Genomic DNA, 13,913 nt, shown 5'->3' on the forward strand with positions numbered 1-13,913 from the left:
GTTCTACGTACCTGCGGCGTCAGCGGTGCTGAGCGAATCCACTTGCACATTCCCTGCCAGGCCATCGCGCAGCATCTGCACGAATGCCTCCCGCGCCGGATGTCGCCCCGCCCCCTCGTGCCAGTAGAACAGGTTGTCGACCGCCTTCAGGTCGGCGAACTCGTGCCCGATCCACCCTGCGCCCTGGCGGTACTGCTCGTAGATGCCGCGCGGCACCAGTGACACCCCGGTGCCGGCGCTGACGCAGCTGACTATCGCACCGTAGCTGCCGATGCCCACGATGGGCAGCTTGTGCCCCTGGGCCTGCAGCCAGTGCTCCAGTGCCGCCCGATACGGACAGCCTTCAGGCCACATGAACACGGCCTTGCCCACCAGGTCCGCGGCGCTGCGCAGCGGCCCCAGTGACGGTGCGCCGATCAGCAGCAGGTCTTCCTGGTACATCAGGGTGCGACGCAGGTGCGGGCGCTCGACATCCACCGCCACGATCGCACCATCGAGACGGTGGTTGAGCACATCGTCGAGCATCTGCGACCAAGTGCCGGTGCTCAGCTCCAGCGTCACCTCGGGATAGCGCGCATGGTACTGCGCCAGAAACCGCGGCAGACGCCCGCTGGCCGAGGACTCGATGGCGCCGATGCGCAAGCGTCCGGATGGTTTGGCGGACGGCGCCAGCGCCTGCCTGGAGGCCTCGGCCAGGGCCAGCATCTGCGTGGCATAGGGCAAGAAGGTTTCCCCCGCCGGACTGATCACCAGCCCGCGCCCGCGGCGATGGAACAACGGCACGCCCAGCTCGGCCTCCAGCGCCTTGATCCGCGCCGTGATGTTGGACGGCACGTAGTGCAGCACCTCGGCCGCACGGGCAATGCTGCCGGTGTCGTGGACGGTCTTGAACATGCGGATCTGCATCAGCTCCATACATCACCCAAAGTGAACGATTGGCTCAGTATAAGTCGATTGTAGTGAGCAGTAGGTGTTCCGATACTGAGCGCACCCGCCCTTCGGAAGCCCACCCCATGACCCGCCCCAGCTCACTGAAAATTGCCTGCGCCGTACTCTTCGTGCTGCTGTGCTGGGCCTACTCGCCCACCGGCATCCGCCTGGGCTTGCAGGGCTATGCGCCCACGCACCTGGCGCTGGCGCGCTTTATCGTGGCGTCGCTGTTCATGGCGGTCATCGCGCTGCTGCGCGGCATCACCCTGCCCCGGCTCAGGGACGTGCCCACCCTGCTGTTGCTTGGCCTGTTCGCGGTCAGCCTGCACCATGTGGCCATCAACTACGGCCAGCGTGGGGTCAGCGCCGGGGCGGCCAGTGTGCTGGCGCAGTCCACGCCGCTGTTCAGCCTGCTGATCGCGCACTGGGTGTTCAAACAGGTGGCCGGGGCCTGGCATTGGGGCTGCCTGCTGCTGGGCATGGCCGGCGCGGCGATCGTGGTGGCCGGCGATCGCGGGCTCGGCCAGTTCGACCCGCACGGGTTGCTGATTCTGGTGGCGGCATTGTCGTGGAGCATCTATTTCGCCCTGCAGAAACACCACGGCCACCGCTACGACGCGCTGACCATCACCTGCTACACCGTATGGTCGGGCACTGCATTGCTGATGGTGTACCTGCCGGGGCTGCTCGACGACCTGGGCCACGCGCCGTCCCAGGCCAACACTGCGGTGCTGGTGCTGGGGGTATTCCCCAGCGCGCTGGCCTACCTGGCCTGGGCCTGGGTACTGCGCCACTGCGAGGTCACCCGGGTGACCCTGGCGCTGTACCTGATACCCGCCTTCGCCATGCTGATCGCCGCAGCGCTGCTGGGCGAGCGGCCCTCGGCTTCGGTGATGCTGGGCGGGCCGTTGGTGCTGATCAGCGTGCTGGCGCTGAACCTGAGGCCGCCTCGGCTGCCGGTTCAGCCGGGTCGCCAAACTTCACATTGAAGTAGTCGAGCAGGGTCTGGCCACGACGCAAGGTACTGCGCACCTCTTCGCTCTGCGCCAGCAGTTCGGCGCTGGGCCTGGCATGCTGTTCAGCCGGCAGCGGCGTCGACCACGCCTTCACTTCAGGAGGTATGCCCGCCTTGGGCCGGTTGTTGACCCAGTGCGAGATATGGCACGGCAAGGTCCAGCCGCCGAAGGCCTGCACAAACAGAAAGCCAAACCAGTGCTGCCACCACGGGAAGTTGTCGCGATAGCCCTGGCGGGCCATGTGGAAGAACGCCACGGTGCCCTCCTCGAACTCTTCATCGGGCGCTGGCGGCAGGCTCGCCGGGCCCTCTTCCATGTACACCCGGATCGCTTCCCATTCGGCAATCGCCGCGCCCAGGTGGCCGCTGGGCACGTTGATCCACAGCACATTGCCGGTGTCGGCCTGACGCAGGCAGAACATCAGGTTGAAGGCGGGCAGCACGGCGTACTCGGTGACGGTGCGCCCCGCGCTGACGCAGGCGATCACCGACTCCCACGGCACGAAGATCGGCGCCGCGCCCCGAGTGGGCACGAACGCCACCTCGCGGCGCTGGCGGTTGAAGCGTATCGGCGGGTGAATCGTCACCTCGCGCATCACCCGCCAGAACATCCCCGCATACAGCAACGACAGGCAGGCGATGAAGCCCCAGATGAACCCGTTGGCCATGAAGTCGGCGAAGGTGCTCCAGAACGGCTCCACATGGCGGCGTGCCCAGGAGCCGAGCAAGGCAGTGAGCATGAAACAGGTAACCACGCCCATCACCGAGGCGATGCCGCAGCGCGCCATGAACTCGAAGTTGCCCTGGCCGATGGCAAAGTCCAGGTACACCTCGTTGGATTCGCGGTGCAGGTTGCGGCTGCTGTAGGCCGGCATGCCGGTGGGGATCGGCAGGGGCGAGAGGTAGACGATCTCGGTGCCGGCCACCCGCTCGAAGTCACCGGCGTGGGGCAGGCGTTCGTATTTGCTGTCGGTCATCGAGCTATTCCTCTTCCAGCGTCAATGGCCGCGCCATGTCTTTGATCCAGTGCCACAGGATGTAGAAGATGGGGCTTGCGCAGCAGACACCGATCAACAGCAGCCCGACAGCATTGTTGAGCAGCTGGCGCGGGTTGCACTCCAGGGGGCCGCTGTTGCCCTTGCCCATGCGCACACAGCCATGCTCCGGATAGGCCATGACATAGGCGCCCCAGGCAAACAGCGCGGCCAGCAGGGCGAACAGCAGCATCAGGCCCACCTCGGTATCGCGATTGCCCAGGCGCTCCCAGCGTTGCGCCAGCCGCAGGTTCAGCATGCGTCGACATCCTTGTTCATACAGGCTCCTATGAAAAACGGCGCACAGTATCACGCAAATAGTCGTCGAGCAGTTTTACATCGCCGTGGGGCCTGGGCAGTGCCGGGGCGGCTCCCCCTCGTGCCAGCTCGCTCTCGATGAACTGGTGCAGCAGGACGCGGCGAGGCCCGTAATCGGCTTCGCTGGCGATGCGTTTGACGCGAAGCAGCTCGTCCAGGTCGGCCAGCAGCAGCGGGTCGTGCAGGGTCGCCTCCACCAGTTGGGCGAACGCGGTGGGCGGCATGCCCAGGCCCTGTTCGATCCAGCGCACCGCCAGCAACGGGCGCAATACGTAGAGGTACTTCTTCAGGCGCACCTCTTCGCCCTGCAGGTAGATGCGAAAGTTCTTGGTAGCCATCGACAGGTAGTGGTGAAACGCCGCCTGCGGCGAATGGAACTGTCTGGCCAGGCCGCGCAAGGCTTGCAGCGCCCCCGGCTCGGCGCGGTACACCAGCGGCGAGTCGAGCCATTCGAGCAGGGTCGGGTTGGCATTGCGCAGCAGGCGCAGGGTCTTGCGCAGCTCCCAGCCACTGATGTCGAGTTCGTCGGTGAGCGGGCGCTCGATCACGTCGCGTGGCTCGTCGATGCGCAGGTACCAGTCCTGGCGGTGCACGTAGATGAAGCGCACGTCGAAGTCGCTGTCGGTGGAGGCAAAACCCCAGGCGCGGCTGCCGGATTCGCAGGCGTAGAGCACGCGCACGTCATGCTCGCGCTCGATGCGTTGCAGTTCTTCGAGTACCCAGCTGCGCATCGCACTGGGCAGGGGGTGACGGTCTTCCATGTTCATGTTCGAATCCTCGTTGTACCCCTTCGCCGGCACGGCCGGCGAAGAGGCCATCAGCCTTTCACACACACCACCTGACGCAACGTGTGCACCACTTCCACCAGCTCGCGCTGCGCCGCCATCACCGCATCGATGTCCTTGTAGGCCATCGGGATCTCGTCGATCACGTCCTTGTCCTTGCGGCACTCCACATGCGCGGTGGCGCGCACCTGGTCCTCAAGGGTGAAGGCCTGTTTGGCCCGGGTACGGCTCATGACCCGCCCGGCACCGTGGCTGCAGGAGCAGAACGATTCCTTGTTGCCCAGGCCGCGCACGATGAAACTCTTGGCGCCCATCGAGCCCGGAATGATCCCCAGCTGGCCCTTCTGCGCCGACACCGCGCCCTTGCGCGTCACCAGGATCTCCTGGCCGAAGTGCTGCTCTTTCTGCACGTAGTTGTGGTGGCAGTTGACCCCCTGCAGGTTGGCCTCGAACGGCTTGCGGATGACCTGGCGCGTGGCCTCGATCACCGCGTGCATCATCAGTGCACGGTTCTGCCGGGCAAAGTCCTGGGCCCACTCCACCGCCTGGACGTAATCGTCGAAATGTCGGCTGCCTTCCTCGAAGTACGCCAGTTCCTTGTCCGGCAGGTTGGCGATGTGCTGGCGCATGTCGGCCTTGGCCAGCTCGATGAACAGGTTGCCGATGGCATTGCCCACGCCCCGCGAGCCGCTGTGCAGCATGAACCACACGCGGTCGGCCTCATCCAGGCACACCTCGATGAAGTGGTTGCCGCCGCCCAAGGTGCCCAGGTGCTGGCGATTGTTGGTCTTCTGCAGCTGCGGGTACTTGTCGGTGATCGCCTTGAAACGCCCGGCCAGGGCCGACCACGCCTGATCGGCGGCGGTCGGTACGTGGTTCCACGCGCCCTGGTCGCGCCGGCCGAAGGTCTTGCCGTGGGGCACTGCCTTCTCGATGGCGCTGCGCAGCCCTTGCAGGTTGTCGGGCAGGTCGGCCGCCACCAGCGAGGTGCGCGCCGCGATCATGCCGCAGCCGATGTCCACGCCCACCGCCGCCGGGATGATCGCGCCCAGGGTCGGGATCACGCTGCCAATGGTCGAGCCCTTGCCCACGTGCACATCGGGCATCACGGCCAGGTGCTTGAAGATGAACGGCAGGCGCGCGGTGTTCATCAGTTGCTGGCGTGCGTCCTCGTCCACCGGCACGCCCTGGGTCCAGAGCTTGATCGGTTTGCCGTTGGCCACTTCGAGGATGTTCATGTGTTTCATCTCAATTGTCCTTGTAGCCCGCCAGGCCCGAAGGCCTGGCAGGTGTCATGCGGTTTTCAGGCTGACCAGCCCATTCAACACCTGATCCAGCCCGCCGAATACCGAAATCCGGTCGATGCGCTCGGCCACCCGCTCCAGGGTTTCCAGCTCCTTCAGGCGCAGGGCCGTCGGGTTGTCTTCCATGACCTTGGCGGTGTTGAGCAGCGAACGGGTCGCCGAAGTTTCCTCGCGGCGCCGGATCACGTTGGCCTGGGCCGCCTTCTCCGCCTCCACCACTTGCGCCAGCAGGGTCTTCATTTCACCCGGCAGGATGATGTCGCGTACGCCCAGGCCGCTGACCTCGATGCCGCTGCCCACCAGTTTCTCGGCCAGGTACTGGCTGACGGTGTCGTCGATCAGCTGCTTGTTCTCCAGCAGCTCGTCGAGGGTACGCGTGCCCACGGCCGCACGCAGGCCGAACTGCACCTCGCGGTACAGGTGCTCCAGCGGTTTGCTGAGGCTGGCGAAAGCCATCAGCACGTCGCTGTAGCGCCAGTTGGCCGCCAGGTTCAGGCGCAGGCTGACCTTGTCGCGGGTGAGGATCTCCTGGCCGCTGACCTCCAGCGACTGGATGCGCATGTCGACCATGTCGACGCTCACCTGGCGGTTGAAGCGCCAGAAGCCGTACTGACCGGCCGGCAGCAGCTCGACCACTGCGCCATCGACCTTGAGCACGCCCACATGGAAGGCCGGCACCGGCGCCAGCAGCACCGCATCCAGCCCGGCCAGGGTGCGACCGCGCAGCTTGGGCTGACCGAGCTGGCCGAGCAGGATCGGCTCCAGGCGATAGCTGTGGGTCAGGTCGATGCGCTGCAGGGTCTGCGCGCTCTGGCCCTTCCAGTACAGCTGGCGGCTGCCCGGTGGCAGCAGTTCCGCCAGTGCGCCATCCTCGAAACGCAGGCCCACTTCGTGTTCGGCCAGGTCCATGCGCTCGAAGTACTGATCCACCACCGCCGGCTCGCTCTGGCGCAGGTAGCCGGCCAGGCGGTGCTCGAAGCGCGGGGTGTTGAGGCTGAAGGTTTCCACCGTCAGCCGGTTATGCAGGTCAAAGCGCTGATGCACGCCCGGTTCCAGGATCGACACGAAGTCGCCCTCGCAGAACAGCAGGCCGCGTTCGTTCTTTTTCACGATGAAGCGCTTGAGCAGTTTCATTCTGTATTTCCCTTTCAATGAATTCCGTGGTGCCGGTGCGGCCGGTACGCCGAGCGCTGCAGGTGGGGCCCGGGGGGAGGTGCACGCGTCGGGACATCAGAGTCCTTTGCCGACCGAGTCCTTCGGTCCGACGTTGCGCCTTGCCCCGGGCCCGGCCAGCAGGCCGGGCGTACCAGCGGTGGCGGGGGCGTCCTTCGCGACAGTCAGCCATCCTGGCTGCAAGTGCGTTGCCCTCGCCTCACCGGCGGGTGTTACGGGTACAGCTACCGTGGAGGGTATGTAACGAGTTCTAGGCTCGTTGGCGGCCCCATCCGGGGTTGCGCCAGCGACCGGTCGTTGCGGCGGCGGCATGCACGACACCAACACCAGGGGTGGGCTCGTGCACCGGTGGGGTTGTGAACCCCGACCCGTTGGCCTGCTTGGCGATGCGGTCGAAAGCGTTATTGCGAGGGGCGTGCCAGGTTTTGTTAAAGCGTTAGAATTTATTTTCAACCCATTGATTTATAAGTGTTTTATTTTCATCTTCGTTAAATCAACCTGCGCACCGGGCAAATGCTTGAGGGCTTTTATGTATACTTTTATCTCTTCATTTATCCAAAAAGATAAACAGCATGCACAAGCGCAGCGTTGCCATCGGCTTCATCGGTACCACCCTCGACCGCAACGGAAAGGGTGCCGCGCGCTGGAACAAGTGGCGGCCCACCGTCGCGCTGTGCCAGCAGCCGGATCTTTCGATCGACCGCCTGGAGCTGATTCACGGCAAGAGCGAACGCGATCTGGGCCTGGCCGAGCGCCTGCGCGAGGATGTGCTCAGCGTGTCGCCCCACACCGAGGTGCGCCTGCACCGCTTGGCACTGCACAACCCGTGGGATTTCGAAGAGATGTACGGCGCGCTGCATGACTTCGCCCGCAGCTACCACTTCGACACCGAGCACGAGGACTACCTGGTGCACATCACCACCGGCACCCACGTTGCGCAGATCTGCTGGTTTCTGCTGACCGAGGCGCGCTACCTGCCGGCGCGACTGGTGCAGACCTCGCCGGCGCGCGGCAAGGAAGAAGAGCGTGACCCGGCCGGCACCAGCACGCTGATCGACCTCGACCTGTCGCGCTATGACCACATCGCTTCGCGCTTTCAGCGCGAGCAGGCGCACAGCCTGGCGTTTCTCAAGGCCGGCATCGCCACGCGCAACGTGGCGTTCAACCACTCCATCGAGCAGATCGAGCGCGTCGCCCTGCGCTCCACCGCCCCGATGCTGCTGGTGGGGCCGACCGGTGCCGGCAAGTCGTTCCTGGCCCGGCGCATCCATGAACTCAAGCGCACGCGCCACCAGCTGGAGGGCCGCTTCGTCGAGGTGAACTGCGCCACGCTGCGCGGCGACGGCGCCATGTCGAGCCTGTTCGGGCATATCAAGGGCGCCTTCACGGGTGCACAGAACGCCCGCGACGGCCTGCTGCGCGCCGCCGACGGCGGCATGCTGTTTCTCGACGAAATCGGCGAACTGGGCGCCGACGAACAGGCCATGCTGCTCAAGGCCATCGAAGAGAAGCGCTTCTTCCCGATGGGCGCAGACAACGAGGTGCAAAGCGACTTCCAGCTGATCGCCGGCACCCACCGTGACCTGCGCAAGCAGGTGGCCGAAGGGCTGTTTCGCGAAGACCTGTATGCGCGCATCAACCTGTGGACCTTCGAACTGCCGGGGCTGGCCGGGCGGCGCGAAGACATCGAGCCGAACATCGATTTCGAACTGCAGCGCCACGCCCGCGAACAGGGCCGCAACGTGCGCTTCAACCTTGAAGCCAAGCGCCAGTACCTGGCGTTCGCCCATTCACCGCAAGCACGCTGGGCCGGCAACTTTCGCGAGCTGTCGGCCTCGATCACGCGCATGGCGACCCTGGCCGACAGCGGACGCATCGACGAGCCCCTGGTCAGTGAAGAGATCACCCGGCTGCAACGGGCCTGGGGGGTTGCGGCGCCCACCGAGCCGTTGCTTGAAGGGCGTGAGCTGGACCTGTTCGACCGCCTGCAACTGGAGGCCGTGCTGCGGGTGTGTCGCGATGCCCGCTCGCTGTCCGACGCAGGGCGCCAGCTGTTTGCGGTATCGCGCCAGGACAAGGAAAAACCCAACGATGCCGACCGCCTGCGCAAATACCTGGCGCGCTTCGAACTGGACTGGAACCAGCTGCGCAGCTGAGCTGCCATGCTAGAATCCGCGCCCCGGCCGTATTGGCCGGCACACTTTCCCTTCCACCGAAAAAGGACTCTCGGTCTTGTCGTTCATGACATCTCCTCGTCTGCACTTTGCCACCCTCAGCCTGTTCACCGCCCTGAGCCTCACCGCCACCGCCAGCTTCGCCGACGAAGACGAGGCCGTTGCCAAGGGCCGCTGGCAGGGCCTGGCCGGCATGGCCAACCTCTACCTGAACGATGCCGACGCACAGGAATTCATCGATGCCGGCGACAAGGAGAAAAGCGAGCACGACAACATAGCTGGCGCCCTGGCCTATTACCTGACGGCCGCACGCCTGGACCCGAAGAACGCCTATGCGTCCTACCAGGCCGGCGCCGCCCTGGCCTCGATGGAGAAGTTCGATCTGGCTGGCGACCTGCTCGACCAGGCCCGCGAGCGCGGTTTCTGGCAGGCCGTGATCCTGCGTGACGACGACGAGCTGGAGGGCATGAAGGACGCACCGGCCTACAAGAAACTGCTGCAGAGCGCCGAGGCCAACTACGCCAAACAGGCCAAGGATGCCGGTGCGGCGGCGTTCAGCATCCCCGAAGGCAAGGCCCCGGCCGGCGGCTGGCCGGTGGTGGTGTGGTTGTCCGGCTACGGCACCGAAGGCAGCAAGGGCATTCGCATGCGTGAAGAGCTGGTGGGCGAACGCGCCGTACTGGTGGGCGTGAACGGCACGCTCAAGCGCGACGAGGGCCAGTTCATGTGGCAGCAACACTCGGTCGAGCCGACCGAGAAAGCCGTGGCGGCCGCGCTCAAGGCCCTGGAAAAGCAGACCCGCATCGACCGCTCGAACGTGGCGCTGATCGGCTTTTCCCAGGGCGCCGAACATGCGGCGCACCTGATCGCCGAATACCCGCAGCATTACAGCGGCGCAGTACTGCTGTCGCCGGGCGGCTTTCGCATTCCATTCGCCGTGCAGAAGGCCAAGGACAAGCGCATCGTGATCGTGCACGGCGCCAAGGAGCATTCGAGCAACCTGGAACTGACCGCAACCACGCAGAAGGCATTCGAAGGCAGCAACCCGGTGCAAAGCCACGAACACCCGGCCGGGCACACCTTCCAGGATGACTGGGAAACGGCGTATCGCGGGTACCTCGATTACGCATTGGGGCTGACCCCGGCGGGCTGACTACAGCGCGGCTTTCGCCAGCAAGGCTGGCTCCTGCAGGGTTGGGATAAACGGCAGGAGTCAGCCATGCTGACGAAGAACCCTTCGAGATCTGTCCAAAAGTCCTACAGCAGGCCCCAAAAAACCATTCTATGCTTGCACCTGAGTTCGACGCCCCTGTGGCTCGAAGCTGGGGGGCTGTCATCGATGCACCGGGGCGCCGCAAGCCAATCCCGACACCGATACAGCCCCTCTTTTTTTTGCCTCAACGCAGCCCCAACTGCCCCCGCAGGTAGTCATACAGCCCCGACGCACTCTTGCGATAGCCATCAGCCGTCAGGTGCACCAGGTCGCCTCGCGCCAGCCCCTCTGCCTGCCAGCGCGCAATCGAGCACTCCCCGCCCATGTAGGCCTGCCAGTCCCAGAACAGCACGTTGGCCTGGCGTGCCACCTGGCGCTGGATCTGCACCACCTGCGGCAACGACTGCGGGCGCCGCGTCGCGCAGGTGCGCGCGCCACGCTGCTTGATCGAGTCCGAAGGCCCCACCAGCAGGATCACCGCCCGTGGCTGCACCCGCTTGAGCTGGGCCACGGTACGGCGCAACTGGTCACGGTACTTGGCCATGTCCAGGGTGTTGTCGAACGCTTCGTTGGTGCCATAGGCCAGAATGATCAGGTCCGGGCGCAGGGCCTTGAGGTTTTCCTGCCAGCCAGCCTGCCATTTGTCCTGCACCTCCAGCCGCGCACCGTTGATGCCCAGGGCCGAATAGGTCACCCCGGCGTTCTTCTGGCCCTGGATGTACCAGCCACCCAGCACCGTGCCCGGGTGGGCATTCAGGCTCATCTCCACCGGCAGGCTGATGCTGTTGAGCGGCGGGCTGAAGCGCCACTGCCCGTTGCTTGCGGCCAGCATCACGCGGCGCGCCGCGTTCTGCCCGCCACGGGCGGTAAGGCTGCTGTTCTCCCGCGCCTGGTACAGGGCCGAGATACGGTAGCGCTGGGCACTGGGTTCGCGCGCCTCCAGGCGCACGCTCGGGTTCGCCGCCAGCGGTACCGACAGGTAGCCCCCCAGCGGGAACTGGGTGCTTTGCTGGTTGCGCGCCGACACCAGCTCCCACTGGCGCCTGGCCGTCTTGAGGATCAGGTTGTCGTAGCGCGTGCCAGGTACCGGTGTCGCCGCCACAAAGCCTATGCCGCCATCGCCGTACTGCGACTGCAGCAGGCGACGCATCTCGCCGCTGAACAGGTCGGCGGCAGTGTGCGAATCTCCAAATTGCACGATATTGACCGGTGTGCGACTGGAGGTGCGCAGCTTGCCGGCCAGCACCGCAAGGTTGCCGTCACGGCTGCCGGTCGCCTTCTGCTGCACGGCGAGGGGGCGCGCGGCCGGCGCGTTGACCGCCGCCACCGGGCTGCAGCCCGGCAGCGCGCAGATAAGCGCCGCCAGCACCAGGATGTTGTGCGCTCGGCGCATGCTCAGTGTCCCGTTACGGTCAGGCCCGGGAAGGCGATCATCGACAGTACCTGCTCGGCGATCAGCTTCTGGCCCGTGGTGGTGAAGTGGATGCCGTCGTCGACACGGGTCTTGACCCGTTTGCCCTGGCTGTTCTGCAGGGTATAGGAGAACTCGTCGGCCTGGTAACCGAGCACGCCGTTGGCCGACACGTAATGCTGCTGGTACAACTGCGCCTGGCTTTCATACAGCCCGCTGAGATAGGCCATGGCCGTCGACAACCTGGGCTTTTGCATGTTGGGCGGGCCGACCCAGATCACCTGCACATTGTGCGCACGGGCCTCGTCCAGGATCCGGTCGATGCGCTTGCGGTACAGCGCCTCCCACTCAGGCGATTTGAAACGCAGGAACGGCTTGCCCTTGGACTCGGGCATGTCCCACGGGTCGTTCGGACCCAGGAACACCACCATCAGGCGGATGTTGGGGTGATTCTGCAGCGTGTCGGACACCGTCTGCGGCCAGTTGAAAAAACCGGGGTACGCCAGGCCCGTGCTCTGGCGGCTGAGGTTGACGCTCTTGATCTGGTAGCGCTTGAGCAAGGTGTTGGCCAGGTGCGGCGCCACGCCCTGCATCAGCGAGTCGCCCACCAGGAACACTTCGTCGCCAGCCGCCAGGCTCACGGCCTTGGGCGGCTGCCCCGGCACCAGCGGTTGCGCCGCCACCTTGACCGGTTGCGCGGTGGGCTGCGCGGCGGGCGCCTGCGCCACAACCGGCTGCACTGCCGCTGGCTGCACTGCAGGGGGCCTGGCCGCAGGTGTCGGCGCCATCACCGGTACCTTGGCAGGCGCCGGCGCCTTGGCATGCGGCTGCGCCAGGTCGACCAGCACCACCGGCATACTGGGCGGCAGCTCGACCGTCGGCATGCCCTCGGCCTGGGCCAGCAGGGTCTGGCGCTCCAGGCTGTCGATGAAGCTGCTGCGCGCATCCCCCAGGGCCTGGGTCAGGTTGCCGCCCAGGCGCCACGCCTGGCTCTGCCCTACCCAGGGCAGCTCGCAGCTCTGGTGATACTTCTGCTGGCAGTACAGGCTGATGGAGTTCTGGTTCAGCCAGAACAGCAGCAAGGTGGTGACCAGGATCGCGTACAGCACCTTGGCCGCGCCCATTTGCGTCTTGAACAGCTGACCGGTACTAGAAGCTTGCATAGATGAACCCCGGCACGCCCGATTGCGAAGCGAAGATGACCAACGACACGAACAACCCCAGCGGGATCGGGTAGAGCTGCCAGGGCAGCCGGCTGCTGGCGGCAAAACCCTGGCGCAGCAGAGCCAGCACCTGCGGGTACACCGCGATGTACAGCACGCAGCCCAGCAACAGCAGGCCGGTGGTGCTCAACAGCCCGCCCAGGCTCAGGCCGGCGATGCCGCCGAGCATGTCCAGCGCATCATCCAGGCTCGCGCAGCGAAAGAAGATCCAGGCGAAGGCGACGTAGTGGAAGGTCAGCAGGCGCGCCAGCACATCCGCGCCCGGCCAGCGCATCGGTTGTGGCAGCACGTAGGTTGAGGCCTTGTACAGCGCCAGCCCCACGCCGTGCAGCGCACCCCAGATGATGAAGTTGAGGCTCGCGCCGTGCCACAGGCCGGAAACCAGCATCGCCAGCAGCATGTTCAGGTTGCCGCGCCACACGCCCTGGCGGTTGCCGCCCAGCGGGATGTACACGTAGTCGCGAATGAAGGTCGACAGGCTGATGTGCCAGCGCCCCCAGAACTCCTTGAGGTTGCGGGCCGCGTAGGGCGCATTGAAGTTGGCCGGCAGGCGAAAGCCCAGCAGCAGCGCCACGCCGGTCACCAGGTTGGTGTAGCCGCTGAAGTTCAGGTAGATCAGCAGGCTGTAACCGTACACGCTCAGCAGCAGTTGCTCGGCGCTGAAGCCGCTTGGGGTCTCGAACACCGGGTCGACCCACTCGCTGCCCAGCCAGGCACTGAAGAAGAACAGCTTGACCACCGCCAGCGCAATCAGCCCCAGCGCCCGCTGCGGCTCCAGCACCTGGCGGATCTGCGCCGGGCGAATCTGCGGCAGCATGTGCGCGGCGCGGTTGACCGGGCCGGCCACCAGGCTGGGGAAGAAGGCGAGGTACAGGGCCAGGTCCAGCGGCGCGGCCGGGGCCATTTCACCGCGGTTGATCGACACCAGGTAGCTGACCGAATGGAAGGTGTAGAACGACAGCCCGATCGGCAGCAGCACCTCCAGCACCGGCAGCGAGACGTCCAGGCCCAGGTCGGCCAGCGCGGCCTGCACGCCCCCCACGAAGAATTCCTGGTACTTGAAGACATAGAAGCAGCCCAGCACCAGCAGCAACACCATCAGGTAGGTGAAGCGCCGTCCGGGATGTCGCGCGCTGAACAGCCCCAGCAGGTAGACCAGCAGGGTGTAGCCGAGCAGGATGTACAGCGAATCGAGGCTGAAGCTTGCGACCAGCGCATAGCTGCCCGCCAGCAGCAGGACGTTCTGCAGGCGAACGCTCCAGCAAAGGCTCCAGTAGACCGCGAAAAACAGAGTGAAGCAGAGGCCGAACTCGATCGAAAGAAAGCTCACAAC

The 13,913-nt window shown here is 65.5% G+C and carries 12 protein-coding genes; 3 read left to right on the top strand and 9 right to left on the bottom strand.

Annotated features, from left to right (window positions below):
• Positions 1–3 precede the first annotated feature (3 nt).
• Positions 4–915, bottom strand: a complete 912-nt coding sequence (locus tag NJH59_RS04575; RefSeq protein WP_054916414.1) for a LysR substrate-binding domain-containing protein — start codon at positions 913–915, stop codon at positions 4–6.
• 98 nt (positions 916–1,013) lie between these two features.
• On the opposite strand from NJH59_RS04575, the gene NJH59_RS04580 reads away from it, so the two are divergent.
• A complete protein-coding gene (locus tag NJH59_RS04580; RefSeq protein WP_104571882.1) occupies positions 1,014–1,919 on the top strand; it encodes a DMT family transporter in 906 nt (301 codons plus the stop codon).
• Here NJH59_RS04580 and NJH59_RS04585 read toward each other — a convergent pair.
• The 5 genes from NJH59_RS04585 to NJH59_RS04605 are packed head-to-tail and all read right to left on the bottom strand — an operon-like array spanning position 1,849 to position 6,520.
• The gene (locus NJH59_RS04585; protein WP_052504270.1) at positions 1,849–2,922 is read right to left on the bottom strand and encodes a DUF6708 domain-containing protein; all 1,074 of its coding nucleotides are present in this window, start codon (positions 2,920–2,922) and stop codon (positions 1,849–1,851) included. The two genes, NJH59_RS04580 and NJH59_RS04585, sit on opposite strands and share 71 nt — an antisense overlap.
• A gap of 4 nt (positions 2,923–2,926) precedes the next feature.
• Positions 2,927–3,238, bottom strand: coding sequence for a hypothetical protein (locus tag NJH59_RS04590; RefSeq protein ID WP_043861876.1), 312 nt, complete (start codon positions 3,236–3,238; stop codon positions 2,927–2,929).
• A 28-nt stretch (positions 3,239–3,266) separates the two neighbouring features.
• Positions 3,267–4,064, bottom strand: a complete 798-nt coding sequence (locus NJH59_RS04595) for a nucleotidyltransferase domain-containing protein (protein WP_043861877.1) — start codon at positions 4,062–4,064, stop codon at positions 3,267–3,269.
• Between the two features lie 50 nt (positions 4,065–4,114).
• Positions 4,115–5,329: an RtcB family protein gene (locus NJH59_RS04600; protein WP_253086464.1), complete on the bottom strand. Its 1,215-nt coding sequence runs from the start codon at positions 5,327–5,329 to the stop codon at positions 4,115–4,117.
• Positions 5,330–5,374: 45 nt separating this feature from the next.
• Positions 5,375–6,520, bottom strand: a complete 1,146-nt coding sequence (locus NJH59_RS04605) for a slipin family protein (RefSeq protein WP_043861878.1) — start codon at positions 6,518–6,520, stop codon at positions 5,375–5,377.
• Positions 6,521–7,131: 611 nt separating this feature from the next.
• Between NJH59_RS04605 and rtcR the strand changes: the two genes are divergently transcribed.
• Together rtcR and NJH59_RS04615 are read left to right on the top strand one after the other, a co-directional pair.
• Positions 7,132–8,715, top strand: a complete 1,584-nt coding sequence (gene rtcR, locus NJH59_RS04610) for an RNA repair transcriptional activator RtcR (RefSeq protein WP_088514361.1) — start codon at positions 7,132–7,134, stop codon at positions 8,713–8,715.
• A gap of 85 nt (positions 8,716–8,800) precedes the next feature.
• Positions 8,801–9,886 (top strand): dienelactone hydrolase family protein, encoded by a 1,086-nt coding sequence (locus NJH59_RS04615; RefSeq protein ID WP_253086465.1) that lies wholly within the window; start codon positions 8,801–8,803, stop codon positions 9,884–9,886.
• A 244-nt stretch (positions 9,887–10,130) separates the two neighbouring features.
• Here the strand turns inward: NJH59_RS04615 and NJH59_RS04620 are convergent, their stop codons facing one another.
• The 3 genes from NJH59_RS04620 to NJH59_RS04630 are packed head-to-tail and all read right to left on the bottom strand — an operon-like array spanning position 10,131 to position 13,910.
• The gene (locus NJH59_RS04620) at positions 10,131–11,339 is read right to left on the bottom strand and encodes an SGNH/GDSL hydrolase family protein (protein WP_253086466.1); all 1,209 of its coding nucleotides are present in this window, start codon (positions 11,337–11,339) and stop codon (positions 10,131–10,133) included.
• 2 nt (positions 11,340–11,341) lie between these two features.
• A complete protein-coding gene (locus NJH59_RS04625) occupies positions 11,342–12,520 on the bottom strand; it encodes an SGNH family hydrolase (protein ID WP_253086467.1) in 1,179 nt (392 codons plus the stop codon).
• Positions 12,507–13,910, bottom strand: coding sequence for an MBOAT family protein (locus tag NJH59_RS04630; RefSeq protein ID WP_238596467.1), 1,404 nt, complete (start codon positions 13,908–13,910; stop codon positions 12,507–12,509). The genes NJH59_RS04625 and NJH59_RS04630 overlap by 14 nt, the downstream gene beginning before the upstream one ends.
• Positions 13,911–13,913 lie beyond the last annotated feature (3 nt).

Origin of the sequence: Pseudomonas sp. VE 267-6A, assembly GCF_024126555.1 — a bacterium.
Taxonomy (GTDB): Bacteria; Pseudomonadota; Gammaproteobacteria; order Pseudomonadales; family Pseudomonadaceae; genus Aquipseudomonas; species Aquipseudomonas palmensis.